The sequence below is a fragment of the Candidatus Avelusimicrobium stercoris genome (genome assembly GCF_002437085.1).
GTDB classification, from domain to species: domain Bacteria; phylum Elusimicrobiota; class Elusimicrobia; order Elusimicrobiales; family Elusimicrobiaceae; genus Avelusimicrobium; species Avelusimicrobium stercoris.
This window is the reverse complement of the sequence record NZ_DJOA01000018.1, coordinates 34,714-50,322: the sequence shown is the minus strand read 5'-3', so window position 1 is coordinate 50,322 and position 15,609 is coordinate 34,714. Positions and strand designations below refer to the sequence as shown.

Genomic DNA, 15,609 nt, shown 5'->3' with positions numbered 1-15,609 from the left:
TATTTTGACTGTTTTCCCTATACAAATACCAAGTTTCGGTTTATTTTAACAAGCGTTTTTTTGGATTAGTAGTTTACATTTTTAGCGGTTGCTGACGGACATCTGGCAGAAAAGTTACAATATTACTATGCAATTTATTGATTCACACGCCCATTTAAACGACCCGGCCTTTGACCCTGACCGGGAAGAATTAATTTCCAAACTCCCCGCCGCGCAAATTGCGATGAGCGTGGAAATCGGCTGTTCGCCCGAAGAGTGGCAGCCCGCGCTGGACCTGGCCCAAAAGCACCCGGGCTTTATCCCGGCCGTATTGGGGGTTCACCCGGAATACGCCATAAAAACCGCCCCCGGCGATTTAGATGTTCTCTCCCAACTGCTTACGCACAAAGATTGCGTGGCGGTGGGTGAAATCGGCCTGGACTACACCTGCCTGGACATTACTAATAAGGAACTGCAACAAAAAATGTTCTCGCAGATGTTAGGGCTTGCCAACCAAACGGAAAAGCCTCTTGTATTGCACGTCCGCCGCGAGGGCGACGACTATTCTGCCTACGAGGATGCCTTTTACGCCTTAAAGCACGAGTGGAAGCAAAAATCGTCCACCGCACACCCGGGCGTATTACATTGTTTTTGCGCGCGCTATGAGGAAGCCCAAAAAGCGCTTAATATGGGACTATTATTAGGTATTAACGGCTGCTTTACCTATAAAAAGAACGAGCATATCCGCGAGGCCGTCAAAAAGGCGGGGGCGGATAAAATCATTTTGGAAACGGACTGTCCGTATTTATCCCCCCAAGGCAAACGCGGCCAGCGCAACGACCCGTCCAACATTCCGCTGATTGCCCAATATACGGCTGATTATTTGGATATCCCGCTGGAAGAACTGGCTGAAATTACCACCCGCAATACAAAAGCCTTGTATGGGCTGGTGTAATTTGTTATATTTTGGGAACAGAGGATTTATGAACAAATACACGTTACTGCCGTTAATCGCCGTGGCTCTTTTGGCAGGATGCACCACCAAAGAGCAAGACGAGCAAATCAAAACCTTTTGGATGATGCAATCCTTGGAAGTAATGAATAAGGTAGCCACCCCGGCCAATATGGAAAAACTCTCCAAATTGGCCGCCAAGTCGTCCAATTTTGGCGCAATGGGTGCTATGGGAACGCCCCATATGGATTTGCCTGAAAATTTTGACGAACCCGAGCCCGCCTTGCCCGCGCAAAATCAAAATGCGTCCCAAGCCACGGCTCCCGTCCGCCGCGCGGCCCCGGCCCCGCAATTTATGGATGTAACCATAGATACGGATGAACTGCCCGGCAAAGCCCCGCAGGCTGAACGCGCCAAAATGAAACGCGCCTTTGATGCGGTGCAAATCAACAACCAGGCCGCCCTGAGCGCTATTGAAAACAGTTTTAATGCTTCTGTAAAGCACAAAGCCTTTTTGATTACCACCCAAACGGAAAAAGACTTGAAGGCCGCCGCCGCGAAAAGCGCCAACTTTCAAGCCTACTTTGCCGAACAAAAAAGGCTGTTGGCCCTGCAAGACCAAAAACTGACGCAGTTAATGAAGCAGAACACCGCCAATTTAAAACGCGCGCGCCGCTCCTCTACACGCTAGGAGTATGGCCAAGTAAATTGTAGAATTGTCTGGGGCGCGGAGGCTAAATCCGGCCCAGCAGTTTTAGAAATTCTTCTTCGGTAAGCACGGGAACGCCCAGTTCCTGTGCTTTTTTTAGTTTGGTGCCCGCGGCTTCCCCGGCCACTACATAGGCCGTCTTTTTGGAGACGCTTCCGCTGGCTTTGCCGCCGTATTCCTTGGCCAAGCGTTCAGCCTCGGTGCGGGTCATCGTTTTGAGTTCGCCCGTAAATACAAGCGTTTTGCCCTCTAAAATGTTGCCGGAGAGTTCCTTTTTGGGTTGGGTAAAGTTCAGTCCGGCGGCGCGCAACTTTTCAATTTGGTCCAGCGCGCTTTGGCTATGGAAGAAATCGTAAATACTCTGCGAAACCGTCTCCCCCACGTCCGGCACGGCCTGCAATTCAGCCAAGGAAGCGTTCTTCAAGGTGTCCAAGGTGCGGAATCTGTCCGCCAAAATTTCAGCCGTCTTCGCGCCCACGAACGCAATTCCCAACGCAAAAAGCAAGCGGGATAAAGGCTTTTGTTTGCTGGCTTCTATGGAGTCCAGCAGGTTTTGGGCCTTTTTGTCTTTAAAGTTTTCCAAATTGAGCAGGTGCAGAAACGTCAGCCCGTAGATGTCGGCAAAGTCGGTTACATACTGGCTTTCCAGCAGTTTATCCATTACCACATCGCCCAAACCCTCAATATCCATCGCCCCGCGCGAAGCAAAGTGAAGTAGGCGCGCCCGCAACTGGGCCGGGCAAGAGGGGTTCACGCAATAATAGCCCACCTCGTCGGGCTCTTTATAAACGGGTTCCCCGCACGAAGGGCATTTGGCGGGAGGCAATACTTCTTGCGTGCCTAATTGCTCTACCACCTTTACCATTTTAGGGATAACTTCCCCGGCGCGCTCAATAATTACGCGGTCGCCCACCCGCACGCCCAAACGTTTGATTTCGTCAAAATTGTGCAAGGTGGTATTGGATATAATCACCCCCGCACACGGCACGGGTTCCAATTCGGCCACCGGGGTAATTACGCCGCTTCTGCCCACGGAAAAGATAATGTTTTTAACCGTCGTAGTGGCTTGCGGAGCCGGGTATTTAAAGGCAATCGCCCAGCGCGGGCTTTTGGCCGTTACGCCTAAAACCCGCTGGTCCTCAAAGCGGTTTACCTTTACCACGAGCCCGTCCACATCAAAGGGCAATTGGTGGCGGGCAGAGTCAAACTGGTTATAAAAACGGATTACATCGCTGATAAGCGTAGTTTTGGTACGCACGGGGCAAACTGAAAAGCCCCAAGATTTGCACAAATCAATAAACCCGCTGAAACTATCAGCCGCTATATCGCCCGTACCAAAGGAGTGGGCAAAAAATTTAAGGGGCCGCTGGGCCGTGATGAGCGGGTCCTTTTGGCGTAAGGAACCGGCGGCGGCGTTGCGGGTATTGGCAAAAATGTTATCGCCTTTTAGTTGCTGGCGTTCGTTCAGGGCGGCCAAATCTTTTTTATCCAAATACACCTCGCCGCGCACTTCCAAAAGCCCGGCGGGGGCGTTTGCTATCTTTTGCGGGATATTTTTAATGGTGCGGACGTTAGACGTAATGTCCTCGCCCACTTTGCCGTCCCCGCGGCTGGCGGCGGTAATCAAAATACCGTTTTCGTAGGTAAGAGAGCAGGAAACACCGTCAATTTTGCCCTCTACCACCATTTCAAAATCGTTGCGCTGCAAAATTTTTTCCGCGCGGGCGTACCACTCCCGTATTTCGTCAGGGGAATAGGAGTTATCCAAGGACATCATCGGCACGGCGTGCTTAACGGGCGTAAACAAATTGCCCGCCTGCCCGCCCACGCGCTGGGTGGGAGAGTTTTTAGTGCGGTACTGCGGATATTGGTCTTCTAAATCTTTAAGTTGCTTGTAAAGTTCGTCGTACTGGGTATCGGACAAGACAGGATTGTCCAAGTTATAGTACAAATTATTGTGATAATTGATCAGTTTTTTAAGCCGCTCAATCTCTTCTTTCGGGTGCATAACTTTTATTTGCGTTCTTTTTTCAGTTGGTCCAGCAAGCCGTTAATGAATTTGCTGGAATTTTCGGTGGAATACTTTTTGGCCAGTTCAATGGCTTCGTCCATAATCGCGGCCAAGGGCGTGCGTTCGGGGCTGAAAACCATTTCGTAAGTAGCCATACGCAAAATAGAGCGGTCCACCGCCGACATACGGGCAATGGTCCAATTTTTGGCATAAGAGGAAACGAGTTTATCAATTTCAGGTAAGTGCTCCGTGGTGCCGGTAACCAATTCTTCGCAGAACGGGTAGCAATCGCCCAGTTCGTGCTTGAAATCCGCCGCGTAACGCAAGATATTGTTTTCGTCGGCCGATTTAGAACTGTCGGCGTAGTAAAGCGATTGTAGGGCACACTCACGGGCCATTCTTCTGTTACTCATAGTTTCCACCTGTATAAAGCGTACAAATTTTAAATAAAAGTTTATATTTATTTTAGCAAATTTACGTCGTCCTTGCAGGGGCACCGCACGCGGGTTTGTGGTAAAATATAAGTATGAACAGAAAAGTCCTTTTTACAATGCTTTTAGCGGGCACCTTAGGCGCGTGCGCTTCCAACGGACCGCTGACGGGTGCGGACCGGGACAATCACGGTTGCATCCCTTCCGCCGGCACCACTTGGAGCCAAGTGAAACAAGCGTGTTTGCAGCCCTGGGAAGCGGGCATCCGCCTGAACCAAACCGCCCAAACGGACGGCGCGCAATTTGTCGCGTACGTCATTTTATCGGCGGACGGCACGCAGGCCGAGGTGTTCACCAAGGGCGGAACCCAAGTATTAACCCGCTCTTTCACGCAAGACGGCCCCCAATGGAGCGGCAAAAAGATGCTCCTTAAACGCTTGCCCGCCGCGTGGGAACTGTACGAAAACGGAACGCTTACTTACCGGGCGGAACAGGCTCAATAATTTTGACACCCTGTATAGTAAGTTTGTATAATAAAAATGTTCCCGTATGGGGACAATTTTTGCAAAAAGAAAATATATAGATAATGGCCAGATTTGATAACAGAAGAGAATACAAAAAAGATCTCTACCGCAGAAACCAGAACATCCGCGTACCCGAAGTGCGCGTGATTAATTCCGACGGAAGTATGGTCGGCATTTTGCCGGTGGCGCAAGCCATCGCCCTGGCTAAGGAACAAGAGTTGGACTTAGTGGAAATTTCCCCCAACGCCCAACCTCCTGTCTGTAAGATACTTGATTACAACCGGTATGTGTACGAACAGGGTAAAAAAGCCGCGGAAGCCAAAAAGAAACAAGCCAAAGTAACCTTGAAGGAGTTACGCATTAAATCGCGCATTGCCGCGCACGATTTGGACGTAAAAATCCGCCAAATTGAAGAATTTTTGCGTAAGAAGGATATGGTGCGTTTTGTAGTGGTGTTCCACGGGCGCGAAAACCAGCACAAAGACATTGGCATCCAAATTTTGAACGATACGGCCAAACGCTTGGCCGAAATCGCCAATGTGGACGGCGGCTTGCAGCAGTTGGGCAACCGTATGTCTATGACGTTTGTGCCCAAAAACTAAACAGATTTTTAGGTCCTTTTTAGTGTACTGCGTACGGGGCTTGACCGGCTCCCGGCGTAGGTCGTTCTGAAAAAGGGCTAATTAAACAGAGGTAATATTAACAATGCCTAAATTGAAAAACCATAGCGGTGGTAAAAAACGCTTCAGAAAAACCGCCACGGGTAAGTTTACCCACAGAAAAGCCGGCAGAAAACACTTGCTTACGCCTGTTTCTGCCTCCCGGAAGCACGAAATGAGAAAGACCGGCGTCATTACGCCTGAGTCCAACAAAGGGAAGATTTTGGAAAAATATCTCCCGATGGCCAAATAAGAGGTAGAAAATGAGAATTAAATTCAGCGTCGCGAGACACGCGAGAAAGAAAAAAGTATTGAAAAGAGCCAGCGGCTATTACGGAGATAAATCCCGCCGCTTGCGTATGGCCACCCAGCAGCTGGATCACTCCGGCGTGCACGCTTATGTGGACCGCAAAGACAAAAAAACCACTTACCGCCAGATGTGGATTACCCGCATCAACGCCGCGGTGAGAGAAGAAGGTTTGTCTTACTCCAAATTCATCAGCGGCTTGGCCAAAGCCAACATTACGCTTAACCGCAAAATGTTGTCTGAAATGGCGATTAAAGACCCCGTGTCCTTCAAGAAATTGGTGGACGTGGTAAAAGCCGCCTAAGAGCGTTCTTGCAGCAAGTAAAGTCCGTACCGCTTATGTGGTGCGGGCTTTTTTATGGCTTCTTGCGGCCAAATACCCTTTTAAAGGCGTAAAAATACCCCGCCGGGAAACTTTCTCCCAGCGGGGTATATAAGTCTAAATACTGCTAAATATGCCGCTTTTTGACCTTCATACGAGCAATGGCTTGCTTTAATTCCATTTCCGCGAGTTCAAAATCAATATCGGCATCTTTGCCGGAGAGGGACTCCTTGGCCTTTTTAATCTTCTGCTTTTCGGCCTCCTCGTCAATCTCGTCCGCCAAGGCGGCGCTTTCGGCAAATACATTTACCACATCGTTGAGCACTTCCACAAACCCGCCCAATGCGGCAAACTCTTCTTCCTTCCCGTCCTTTTTATAACGCAGGGAACCCATACCCAACTGCACAATCGTTTTGACGTGCCCGGGCAGAATACCCATTTCCCCCAGTAAAGCGGGCAGAACAACCATATCCACTTCCAGGTTGGAAATAAGCGGTTTTTCCGGCGTAATCAGGTTAAGGGTCAGTTTTTTAGCCATAAATTACTCTTTGTCTTTTACTTTTTCGTAATTGGCCAACACATCCTCTATGCCGCCGCACATATAGAAGCACGATTCCGGGATATGGTCGTATTCGCCGTCCACAATACCCTTAAAGGCTTTAATGGTATCGGCCAATTTGACGTATTTGCCCGGGTGCCCCGTAAACTGTTCGGCCACAGAGAACGGCTGAGACAAGAACTTTTGGATTCTTCTGGCGCGGGCCACGGTCTTTTTGTCCTCGTCGCCGAGTTCGTCCATACCCAAAATGGCGATAATATCCTGCAAATCTTTGTATTTCTGCAAGATTTTGCGCACACTTTGGGAAACATTATAATGTTCGGCGCCGATAATGCGCGGGTCCAAAATGCGGGACGTGGATTCCAAGGGGTCCACGGCCGGGTAAATACCCAAACTGGCAATTTGGCGCGACAATACAGACGTGGAATCCAAGTGCGTAAACGTAGCCGCCACACCGGGGTCGGTCAAGTCGTCGGCTGGCACATATACGGCCTGAATAGACGTAATAGCGCCCTTCTTGGTGGAAGTAATACGTTCCTGCAAGTTACCGATTTCGGTGTTAAGCGTCGGCTGGTAACCTACCGCGGAGGGCATACGGCCCAAGAGCGCGGACACTTCGGAGTTAGCGAGCACAAAGCGGAAGATGTTATCCAAGAACAACAACACATCTTGGCCTTTTACGTCGCGGAAGTATTCCGCCTGCGTAAGAGCGGTCAAGGCTACTTTGGCACGGGCACCTGGCGGTTCGTTCATCTGGCCGTAAACCAATACGGTTTTGTCCAATACGGTGCTGCCGTCCGAAAGTTTGGATTCGCTCATTTCCAGCATCAAATCGTTGCCTTCGCGGCTTCTTTCCCCCACGCCGCCGAATACGGAACTGCCGTGGTGTTCGCGCGCCACGTTGTTAATCAGTTCCATAATAAGTACGGTCTTTCCTACGCCGGCGCCGCCGAACAAACCTACTTTACCACCCTTCATATACGGGGCAATCAGGTCAATAACTTTAATACCGGTTTCAAAAATTTCCGGGGTCGGGTTTTGGTCTTCCAGGGTCGGCGGGTCGCGGTGAATAGGCATATTCATAGCGGCCTTGATGTCGCCCTTGTGGTCTTGCGCTTTGCCCAGCACGTTCATCAAACGGCCCAGGCACGCTTCCCCCACCGGCACGGACAGAGGCCCTTCGGTATCCACGGCTTTGGCGCCGCGTTGGAGACCGTCGGTGCTTTCCAAAGATACGCAGCGCACAATCCCGTCGCCCATCTGCTGGGCAACTTCGGCCACAATCTTTTTTCCGCCGTCCATTTCTATTTCAATGGCGTTCTCAATGGCGGGCAGGTGGTCTTGTTCAAACTGCACGTCCACAGCCGCGCCAATGATTTGAATTACTTTTCCAGTCTTCATATGGTTTCCTGTATTGTAGAATTAACTGTTCAGGGCTTCGGCCCCGTTCACAATATCCAAAATTTCGTTCGTAATGCTGGCCTGGCGCACTTTGTTGAGTTTTACGCCCAACGCGGCTACCAGTTCCCCGGCGTTTTTGCTGGCGGCGTCCATCGCGTTCATAGTAGCGGCCAAGTTGGCTGCCTGCGATTCCAGCAGCATACGGTACATATTGGCCTTTACCAAGCGGGGCACCAAGAGTTTAAAAATTTCCAGCATACCCGGTTCAAATAAAAAGTCGCTTTCGTCCTTTTTGCTTTCCGTGGCTTCAAAATGGAAGGGCAATAACTTCTGCTCCACCAAGTTTTGGCTGGCCAAGGATTTAAAGTCGTTGTAAATCAGCGTTACGGAGCCGAGGTTTTGCTCAAAATACGTTTTGAGCACCGCTTCGCCCAACAGTTCGGCGTGCGCGTAAGACACCTTTGGAAAGATACCTACGCTTTCATATACCAAATGCAGGTTCGGCATTTTTAAACGCGCCAGAAAATCGCGCCCTTTTTTGCCCACGGCAAAGACGAAAATTTCCTTGTCTTGGTTTTCCTTTAAAAAGTGCAGCGCGCTGCGCAGAATAACGGCGTTAAACGAGCCCGCCAGCCCTTTATCACCCGTAATGACGAGGAGCCCGACCTTCTTCGGGTTCCCCGTCTTGTTGATAAAAAAGCGTCCGGCCCAACTTTCTGCCACGTCATCCGGCTGTGGCATAGCCAAGATATCCTGCTTTAAATCGTCCACCATTTGGTACATCTTTTTGGCGAACGGACGGGCGGCGGTCATCGCGTCCTGCGCGCGGCGGATGCGGGCGTTGGAGATCATCTTCATCGTCTGCATAATCTGCTGCGTGGATTTGATGGCTTTAATATTTTGCCGTATGTCCCTTAACGATTCCATAGCGGTTCCTTATTTGTTGCGGCCTTCCAAAATGGACACGTAATCCGCAATACCCGCTTCCAGCGAGTAATCCGGCTCGTAGCCCAGTTTTTCTTTGGATTTGGTAATGTCCGCCTGGGTCTTTAACTGGAAGAACGGATACGGATTGTCAATGTATTCGGGTTCCAAGTTGGTGCCCAGTTCTTTGTTCAAGCATTTGATAATGTCGTTATAATCGCGCGGAATACCCGTAGCGGCGTTGTAAACGCCCGTTTCTTTGCCGTTGTTCAAGGCGCAGAGGTTGATTTTAACGATATCCTTTACATATACAAAGTCGCGCATTTGCTCGCCGTGTTTAAACACGCGCGGGCGTTTGCCGGCCTTCATCTGGTTGTACAACTGATAGACCATACTGGCCATTTTGCCCTTAAAATATTCACCGGGACCATATACGTTAAAATAGCGCAAGCCGATAATCTTCATATCGTTGTTGTCGTCGGCAAATTGGCGGGCTACGTTATCCATAATGGCCTTGGAGAAGCCATAGACGTTTTCCGGGTGCGTGGGCTGCGTTTCCACATTGGGGACGGGCCCGTTGCCGTAAGTGGCCGCGGAAGAGGCGTAAATGACCTTTTTAATTTCGTTATCCGCCGCAAAAGCGAGTAAGTTTTTGAACGCTTCCACGTTTTGTTCCATCATCGCCTTTTGATCCATTACCGTGGTATCGGTAATAGCCGCTTCGTGGAAGATGGCGTCAAAATACATATCGGTCGGCATATATTCAAACAGGTCGGCCGTAATAACGTCGCCTTTAAAACCGATTAAGTTTTTGAAATGTCCGTTCTTGGAAAAATCATCCAAGACGGTTACTTCGTGTCCCTGGGCTTCCAGCGTTTTGGCAATGTTGCTGCCGATAAATCCGGCGCCGCCGGTAACCAGGTATTTTTTCTTGGTTTTAGCGTCCATTTATTTCTCCTGTTGCGAAGGTTTGAAAACCGTTTTAAACGCGTCCAACGCGCTGACCATTTTGTCTTCCACTTCTTTGGTCAGTTCCACAGAGGCATTGAGCGTATCCAGCACGTCCGGGCGTTCGGCGCGGGCATAGGCGAGGAGTTGTTTTTCGTATTCCAACACGTCGCTTACTTCCACCGTGTCCAAATAGCCGTGCGTACCTGCGTAAAGCACCAGCACTTCTTCGCCTACTTTCATAGGAGAATACTGGTTCTGTTTCAAGAGTTCCGTCATACGTTTACCGCGGGCGATTTGGCGCTGGGATTCTTTATCCAGTTCGGAACCGAATTGGGCAAAGCCCTCCAATTCCTGGTACTGGGACAAGTCAATACGCAGCGTACCGGCCACCTTGCGCATCGTTTTGCGCTGGGCCGAGCCGCCCACACGGGATACGGACAAACCGACGTTAATAGCCGGCTTAATGCCGCTTAAAAACAGACTACTTTCCAGGTAAATCTGACCGTCGGTAATAGAAATTACGTTGGTCGGAATATACGCGGAAACGTCGTTGGCCTGCGTTTCAATAATCGGCAAAGCGGTAATGGAGCCGCCGCCGTTTTCTTTGGAAAGTTTGCACGCGCGCTCCAACAAGCGGGAGTGCAAGTAAAATACGTCGCCGGGATAGGCTTCGCGGCCTGGCGGACGGCGCAACAGCAAGGACATCTGGCGGTAGGCCTGCGCGTGTTTAGACAAATCGTCATACACGATAAGCACGTCTTTGCCCTGCCACATAAAGTATTCGCCGATAGCGCAACCCGCGTACGGGGCGATGTACAAAAGGGAAGCCGGATCCGAAGCGGTGGCGGACACTACAATCGTATAGTCCATAGCGCCGAAGTCGGTCAAGGTTTTGACCACTTGGGCCACCGTGCTCTGTTTTTGGCCTACGGCCACATAAATACAAATGCAACGTTCGGAAGCGGGAATATTCTTTTGGTTGATAATGGCGTCCACCGCGATAGCGGTTTTACCCGTTTGGCGGTCGCCAATGATAAGTTCGCGCTGGCCCTTACCAATCGGCACCATAGCGTCAATGGCTTTGATACCGGTTTGGAGCGGCTGTTTGACGGGCTGGCGGTCAATAATACCGGGGGCTACAATGTCCAGCGGCATATTTTTGTCGGTCTTTACCGCGCCCTTGCCGTCCAACGCGTTGCCGAGCGGGTCCACCACGCGGCCAATCATATCCGCGCCTACGGGGATGCTGATAACTTCGCCGGTGCGTTTAACGGTACCGCCTTCGTGAACCAAGTGGTCCGGCCCCATCAGCACGCAGCCGACGTTGTCGTATTCCAGGTTCAGCGCCATACCTTTCACTCCGTTGCCGAAGTCCACCAATTCCGATGCTTTTACGTTGTTTAACCCGTGTACGCGGGCGATACCGTCCCCTACTTGGATAACGGTACCCACTTCGTTGACATCGGCGGACGCGTCAAAGTGTTCAATCTTTTCTTTAATGATATTGGTTATTTCTTCTGGTCTGATTGCCATATAATTACCATTGTTACTGTGCTAGTTCCGCCTGCAACTTGGCTAAACGCCCTTGCAGACTGCCGTCTATCAGTTCCCCCCGGCACCAAATTTGGAGTCCGCCCAAGAGGGCCGGGTTCGTTTTAAAAATCGCTTTTACCTCTCCGCCGTAACGCGCGGAAAGGGCTTCTTCGGTTTGGCGTTGCTGGGCCTCACTGAGTGCGCGGGCGGAAATAACCTCCGCGCGCAAAATGCCCAACCGTTCATCCAACAGTTCCCCCACACGGCGGACGACGGCGTCCAACAGCGCGTAGCGTTTCGCGTCCAGCAGCACTTCCACAAACGAAGCCGCCTCGGGCAACGCTTTAAGCGCTTCCTTGACGGTTTGTTTTTTGGCATCCGTGGAAATGCGCGGGCTGGACATATACGTCTGCACGCCTGCCAACGCTTCGGCGGCCACTTGTAAAGATTGCGCCCGTTGGGCGGCCTCTTCGTTCGTGGCGCTTAACGCATTGTAGGCGGCGGCGTAGCGCTGCACCGCAATTCTGTCTGAACTGTTCATATTACTTCGCCTTTACTTCCGCCAGCACGCGGTCCACCACGGCTTTGGCAGAGTCTTCGTTCAACTGCTGTTCAATTACCTTGGAAGCAGCCAACACGCTCACGCGGGCAATTTCACCACGTACGTCCGAAAGCGCTTTGTTCTTTTCGGCTTCAATTTGCGCTTTGGCCTGTTCTACCAGGCGTTCGGACTGCTCTTTGGCCGTAGCCAAGAGTTGTTCTTTTTGCGTTTCGCCCATTTTTACGGCTTCGGCCATTTTTTTAGCGGCTTCGTCCGCGATTTGGGACAATTTTTCGTCCAATTCGCGTTTGACTTTTTCCGCAGCCTCGCGCGCTTGTTGGGCTTGCAATTTGTCCTGCGCTATTTGCTGTTCACGCGATTCCAAGGCACCAATGATGCGGTTCCACGCAAACTTTTTAAGCAAATAGACGAGCAGCAAAAAATTGCAAACCGTCAAAGCGAGTACGCCGTAATCAGGCTTCAATAAATCTTCCATAGATTACTCTTTTTAAGTTTATTTCATTACCATCGTGAGCAAGCAGATAACCAAGCCCAACATAGCGGCGCCTTCCAACAACGCGGCGATGATGATCATCGTGGTGCGAAGGTCGGAACCGGCTTCCGGCTGGCGGGCGGTGCCTTCCAAAGCGGCGGTGCCGATTTTACCCAAACCGAGCCCCGCGCCAATGACGGTAAGTCCCGCGCCGATACCGGCGGCAATATATTTAAGTGCTACGAGTTCCATAAGTTCTTCTCCTTTGGGGTAATCCCCTTGATAGATTTTTCAAATTAATGCGTATGAATAACAGATCCTGCAAAAATAGCCGTCAGCAACGTAAACACATACGCCTGTAAAAACGCTACCAACAGTTCCAGACACGTCATAAAAATTTCCAAGCACATCGCCGGCAGCAGCGCACCCGCGCCCGCCGCAATGTGCATTTGCCCGACAATAAAAATAATCAACAGCAAGCAAATCAGCACCATATGGCCAGATAGCATATTGGCAAACAAACGGATAGCCAACACGCACACCTTGATAATCAAACTGATGACTTCCAGCGGAAAGATAAGCGGCACCAGCCAACCGGGCGTACCCGATGGCACAAACCCCTTTAAAAAGCCAATAATGCCGTGGAATTTAAGCCCGCTGTACAAGATAAGCCCGCCCGAGCACAACGCCAAGGCGGCCGTAACGGAAATGTTAGAAGTGGCGGTCTTCATTTCGGGAATCATACCCGCCAAGTTTACAAACAAAATAAACAGAAACAGCGTGCAGAAATACGGCAGAAAGCCCTTGCCTTCTTTACCCATATTGGGCAGTACCATACCGTCGCGGATGAACAGCACATATTCTTCCGCCAGCGCCGTAAGCAGGCGGCCGGAACGGCTTTGGCGCACGCGGGCAATCCAGCACAACGCACAGAACAGCAATACGCTTACCGCCAAAATCGTAACGCTATGCGTGGTAAGCGGAATACGGAAACCACCCAGGGATACGCCCCAATCGTGGTCCAAAATATGATGAGAAATTATTTCAGCTACGTCCATCTTTTTTATCTGCCTTTTTTAAAGTTGCGGCGTCCTTTTGCATCTGTTTGGCCGAACGCAAAATTTGGTAAAAGCCCAATGCAAACCCGGCTATCACGCCCCCGATTAAAAACCACGGGCTTGTGTTTAATTTTTCATCCAGCCTGTACCCTACGTAAGCGCCCAAGATTTCCGACACGGCAAACTCCAAGCCTAACGTCGTAATTTGCAAATGGTCCTGTTTGGTAAAAGGTCCCAGCGCCATAGGTATCCCCCGGTTTATTTACCGGGCGGTAAGTACACTTAATATTATAAAACAATTTGGGCAAAAAATCTACCTTTTTAAGTCGTACAACCGCCGCTTATTAGTATTGTATTAAATTTAGCAACCCTGCGCACTTTTTTAGCACAAATAATATAAAAAACCCGCGTCCAACTGCCCGCGGGTTTTTTATATGCAAATTTTGCTCTTGCCTTACACGGTGTAAGTAAAGATTTTGCTTTCGTAGGGCTTTAAATCCACTACATACCCTTGGGAAAGCATTTCCGGCGTAACGGTCAGTTTTTCACCCGTGAACTCCTCGGTTACTTGGCTGTTGGGGCCATAAACGCCCTTCATATGCAGGCGGCCTTTGGCAGGTGCGCCGCTGTAATTGATAATGACCATTTTGCCCGTGTTCATTTGTTTCCACTGCCAAGACAAAATATTGCGGTAACTGTCATTGCCCATTTCGGCCGGGGTTACATCGCGCAGAGACCATTGGCCCCCGTGAAACGCCGGAGCGGAAGCAATCTGCAACAAGCGCATATAATACGCCTTTACCTCGGCATTTTCCGTGAAGGTGTCGTTTACATACTGGATAGGCATACGCGCCGGGCGGCCCAAAATTTGGAAATAATGGAACATCCGCGCGCCGGGCAAGGTGGCGATAATTGTGCTGGCCGCCAAGGATTTTTCTTTACCGAAGGCCTTTAAACTTTCCTCTTCGTCGTGGTTGGCGATAAAGCGGATAGAGCGCATTTGAAACAAATGTTCCGCGCCCAAGTGGCCTTTAATGTCCTCGGCGTTGGAAAAGCGCAGGCGGTCATAAAGCACTTTATCATACGTATAATCAAAGCCCATTTCCTGGATATCCCACTCCAATCCCCAATACACTTCGGCGATGAAGGTAAATTCCGGGTGTTTTTCGCGCACGCTGTCCAACGCTTGGCGCCAAAATTCCTCTTTGGGCAAATCGCTACCGATAAATTCCCACCAAGTATCGCGCTGGACTTTATTTAACTGCAACATTGCCATATCGCAACGCACGCCGTCGCACATATCGGCCACGCGCAGTAAGTTTTGCAACATAAATTCCCGCGTTTTGGGGTTAAAATAGTTCAGTTGCGCCGTATCGGTCCACGGAGCAAAGTACGGGTCGCGCCCGTGGGCAATATACACGCCGTCCGGGTTTTTGAAGAACCAATCCGGGTGCGATTTAGGCATATTTTTACCGGTATTAATATACAAATCGGGTTGTGCGGTAACCGTTGGGCTGTCAATAGCCGTATGGTTGCCCACAAAGTCTAACAGCAGGCAGATGCCCCGGCTGTTTAATTTGCCGCGTAATTCACGCAACGCCGCGTCCCCGCCCAAAGTGTCATCCACGGTGTATTCATATACGGCGTACGGCGAAGCCGTGATATCCTCCGGCTTGAAATCCGGCTTTATCGCCCGGATTTGCGCTTGGATATCCTTATGCTCACGCGCAATTTTTTCTGCCGCCGGGCTTAACTTCCATACCCCCATCAGCCACACGGCGTCAAAGCCCGCTTCCTTGATTCTGTCCCAATGTTCATCCGGAATCGTCGCCAAGGTTACAGGCCGGCCCAACTGCGTTTCCAGGCGTCTTAACCAGGAACGCGTATTTATTTCTAAAATATGCGGATTTGTCCTCATAGTAGATTTCCCCTATTATTCTTATACCACTTTCGCGCCCTCTTGTAAACACCCTGCCCTGCGGGCCGCACGCTGCGCGCCGCTACTCTATGCGCGAGCCTAGTGATTCATTGAGCAACACTGCGTTTGTTATGACGCGCCCGAACGAAACGGCACGTTGCGCGCCGCTACTCTATACGCAAGGCTAATGATTGGTGGAGCCACACTATTCTGTTATGTCGAGCTCTAACGAAACTTGTCGTTGTTAAATAAAAAAGTCATACTGGAAAGTTTCTGTCCAGTATCTGTCGTTTTCCTCTTTTTAAAAAAACAACAGTTCCCCGACAAAAACACTCGG

19 protein-coding genes are annotated in these 15,609 nt (G+C 50.4%); 6 read left to right on the top strand and 13 right to left on the bottom strand.

The window, feature by feature from the left end; translation table 11 throughout:
- Positions 1–127 precede the first annotated feature (127 nt).
- Complete coding sequence (locus tag B2118_RS03140) at positions 128–934, top strand: TatD family hydrolase (protein WP_428053258.1); 807 nt, start codon at positions 128–130, stop codon at positions 932–934.
- Between the two features lie 28 nt (positions 935–962).
- The gene (locus B2118_RS03135; protein WP_428053257.1) at positions 963–1,622 is read left to right on the top strand and encodes a hypothetical protein; all 660 of its coding nucleotides are present in this window, start codon (positions 963–965) and stop codon (positions 1,620–1,622) included.
- A gap of 43 nt (positions 1,623–1,665) precedes the next feature.
- Here B2118_RS03135 and ligA read toward each other — a convergent pair whose 3' ends face one another.
- Together ligA and nusB are read right to left on the bottom strand one after the other, a co-directional pair.
- Positions 1,666–3,648, bottom strand: coding sequence for an NAD-dependent DNA ligase LigA (gene ligA, locus B2118_RS03130; RefSeq protein WP_428053256.1), 1,983 nt, complete (start codon positions 3,646–3,648; stop codon positions 1,666–1,668).
- A 5-nt stretch (positions 3,649–3,653) separates the two neighbouring features.
- Positions 3,654–4,064, bottom strand: a complete 411-nt coding sequence (gene nusB / locus B2118_RS03125) for a transcription antitermination factor NusB (RefSeq protein WP_428053255.1) — start codon at positions 4,062–4,064, stop codon at positions 3,654–3,656.
- Between the two features lie 113 nt (positions 4,065–4,177).
- On the opposite strand from nusB, the gene B2118_RS03120 reads away from it, so the two are divergent.
- From B2118_RS03120 to rplT, 4 genes are all read left to right on the top strand, one after another.
- Positions 4,178–4,585, top strand: a complete 408-nt coding sequence (locus B2118_RS03120; RefSeq protein WP_428053254.1) for a hypothetical protein — start codon at positions 4,178–4,180, stop codon at positions 4,583–4,585.
- Positions 4,586–4,668: 83 nt separating this feature from the next.
- Positions 4,669–5,208 carry a translation initiation factor IF-3 gene (gene infC, locus B2118_RS03115; RefSeq protein ID WP_177746687.1) on the top strand — a complete coding sequence of 180 codons (540 nt, stop codon included), beginning with the start codon at positions 4,669–4,671 and terminating at the stop codon, positions 5,206–5,208.
- 103 nt (positions 5,209–5,311) lie between these two features.
- The gene (locus B2118_RS03110) at positions 5,312–5,518 is read left to right on the top strand and encodes a 50S ribosomal protein L35 (RefSeq protein ID WP_177746685.1); all 207 of its coding nucleotides are present in this window, start codon (positions 5,312–5,314) and stop codon (positions 5,516–5,518) included.
- A 10-nt stretch (positions 5,519–5,528) separates the two neighbouring features.
- Positions 5,529–5,876, top strand: coding sequence for a 50S ribosomal protein L20 (gene rplT, locus B2118_RS03105; RefSeq protein ID WP_177746683.1), 348 nt, complete (start codon positions 5,529–5,531; stop codon positions 5,874–5,876).
- 145 nt (positions 5,877–6,021) lie between these two features.
- Here rplT and atpC read toward each other — a convergent pair whose 3' ends face one another.
- The 11 genes from atpC to B2118_RS03050 all read right to left on the bottom strand — a co-directional run bounded on the left by atpC (position 6,022) and on the right by B2118_RS03050 (position 15,272).
- The gene (atpC, locus tag B2118_RS03100; protein ID WP_428053253.1) at positions 6,022–6,432 is read right to left on the bottom strand and encodes an ATP synthase F1 subunit epsilon; all 411 of its coding nucleotides are present in this window, start codon (positions 6,430–6,432) and stop codon (positions 6,022–6,024) included.
- A gap of 3 nt (positions 6,433–6,435) precedes the next feature.
- Complete coding sequence (gene atpD / locus B2118_RS03095; protein WP_428037854.1) at positions 6,436–7,854, bottom strand: F0F1 ATP synthase subunit beta; 1,419 nt, start codon at positions 7,852–7,854, stop codon at positions 6,436–6,438.
- Between the two features lie 21 nt (positions 7,855–7,875).
- On the bottom strand, positions 7,876–8,781 hold the full coding sequence (atpG, locus tag B2118_RS03090; RefSeq protein WP_428053252.1) for an ATP synthase F1 subunit gamma: 906 nt from the start codon (positions 8,779–8,781) through the stop codon (positions 7,876–7,878).
- Positions 8,782–8,790: 9 nt separating this feature from the next.
- Entirely contained in the window at positions 8,791–9,726 is a 936-nt protein-coding gene (gene rfaD, locus B2118_RS03085; protein WP_177746675.1) for an ADP-glyceromanno-heptose 6-epimerase, read from the bottom strand.
- On the bottom strand, positions 9,727–11,262 hold the full coding sequence (gene atpA / locus B2118_RS03080; RefSeq protein WP_428053251.1) for a F0F1 ATP synthase subunit alpha: 1,536 nt from the start codon (positions 11,260–11,262) through the stop codon (positions 9,727–9,729).
- 13 nt (positions 11,263–11,275) lie between these two features.
- On the bottom strand, positions 11,276–11,803 hold the full coding sequence (atpH, locus tag B2118_RS03075) for an ATP synthase F1 subunit delta (protein WP_428053250.1): 528 nt from the start codon (positions 11,801–11,803) through the stop codon (positions 11,276–11,278).
- A gap of 1 nt (position 11,804) precedes the next feature.
- Positions 11,805–12,299, bottom strand: coding sequence for a F0F1 ATP synthase subunit B (gene atpF, locus B2118_RS03070; RefSeq protein WP_428053249.1), 495 nt, complete (start codon positions 12,297–12,299; stop codon positions 11,805–11,807).
- A gap of 18 nt (positions 12,300–12,317) precedes the next feature.
- Entirely contained in the window at positions 12,318–12,548 is a 231-nt protein-coding gene (atpE, locus tag B2118_RS03065) for an ATP synthase F0 subunit C (RefSeq protein WP_177746667.1), read from the bottom strand.
- Positions 12,549–12,592: 44 nt separating this feature from the next.
- Complete coding sequence (gene atpB, locus B2118_RS03060) at positions 12,593–13,354, bottom strand: F0F1 ATP synthase subunit A (RefSeq protein WP_428053248.1); 762 nt, start codon at positions 13,352–13,354, stop codon at positions 12,593–12,595.
- Positions 13,341–13,598: an AtpZ/AtpI family protein gene (locus B2118_RS03055; protein ID WP_428053247.1), complete on the bottom strand. Its 258-nt coding sequence runs from the start codon at positions 13,596–13,598 to the stop codon at positions 13,341–13,343. Before B2118_RS03055 ends, atpB begins: the two co-directional genes overlap by 14 nt.
- 210 nt (positions 13,599–13,808) lie before the next feature.
- Complete coding sequence (locus tag B2118_RS03050) at positions 13,809–15,272, bottom strand: alpha-amylase family glycosyl hydrolase (RefSeq protein WP_428053245.1); 1,464 nt, start codon at positions 15,270–15,272, stop codon at positions 13,809–13,811.
- Between the last annotated feature and the right edge of the window lie 337 nt (positions 15,273–15,609).

Coding starts and splice junctions, on each gene's coding strand:
- B2118_RS03120 (WP_428053254.1), top strand. CDS start 4,178: ATGAACAGAAAAGTCCTTTTTACAATGCTTTTAGCGGGCACCTTAGGC.
- atpB (WP_428053248.1), bottom strand. CDS start 13,354: ATGGACGTAGCTGAAATAATTTCTCATCATATTTTGGACCACGATTGG.
- atpF (WP_428053249.1), bottom strand. CDS start 12,299: ATGGAAGATTTATTGAAGCCTGATTACGGCGTACTCGCTTTGACGGTT.
- infC (WP_177746687.1), top strand. CDS start 4,669: ATGGCCAGATTTGATAACAGAAGAGAATACAAAAAAGATCTCTACCGC.
- rplT (WP_177746683.1), top strand. CDS start 5,529: ATGAGAATTAAATTCAGCGTCGCGAGACACGCGAGAAAGAAAAAAGTA.
- atpD (WP_428037854.1), bottom strand. CDS start 7,854: ATGAAGACTGGAAAAGTAATTCAAATCATTGGCGCGGCTGTGGACGTG.
- nusB (WP_428053255.1), bottom strand. CDS start 4,064: ATGAGTAACAGAAGAATGGCCCGTGAGTGTGCCCTACAATCGCTTTAC.
- atpG (WP_428053252.1), bottom strand. CDS start 8,781: ATGGAATCGTTAAGGGACATACGGCAAAATATTAAAGCCATCAAATCC.
- atpC (WP_428053253.1), bottom strand. CDS start 6,432: ATGGCTAAAAAACTGACCCTTAACCTGATTACGCCGGAAAAACCGCTT.
- ligA (WP_428053256.1), bottom strand. CDS start 3,648: ATGCACCCGAAAGAAGAGATTGAGCGGCTTAAAAAACTGATCAATTAT.
- atpA (WP_428053251.1), bottom strand. CDS start 11,262: ATGGCAATCAGACCAGAAGAAATAACCAATATCATTAAAGAAAAGATT.
- atpH (WP_428053250.1), bottom strand. CDS start 11,803: ATGAACAGTTCAGACAGAATTGCGGTGCAGCGCTACGCCGCCGCCTAC.
- B2118_RS03135 (WP_428053257.1), top strand. CDS start 963: ATGAACAAATACACGTTACTGCCGTTAATCGCCGTGGCTCTTTTGGCA.
- B2118_RS03140 (WP_428053258.1), top strand. CDS start 128: ATGCAATTTATTGATTCACACGCCCATTTAAACGACCCGGCCTTTGAC.
- B2118_RS03110 (WP_177746685.1), top strand. CDS start 5,312: ATGCCTAAATTGAAAAACCATAGCGGTGGTAAAAAACGCTTCAGAAAA.
- B2118_RS03050 (WP_428053245.1), bottom strand. CDS start 15,272: ATGAGGACAAATCCGCATATTTTAGAAATAAATACGCGTTCCTGGTTA.
- atpE (WP_177746667.1), bottom strand. CDS start 12,548: ATGGAACTCGTAGCACTTAAATATATTGCCGCCGGTATCGGCGCGGGA.
- B2118_RS03055 (WP_428053247.1), bottom strand. CDS start 13,598: ATGGCGCTGGGACCTTTTACCAAACAGGACCATTTGCAAATTACGACG.
- rfaD (WP_177746675.1), bottom strand. CDS start 9,726: ATGGACGCTAAAACCAAGAAAAAATACCTGGTTACCGGCGGCGCCGGA.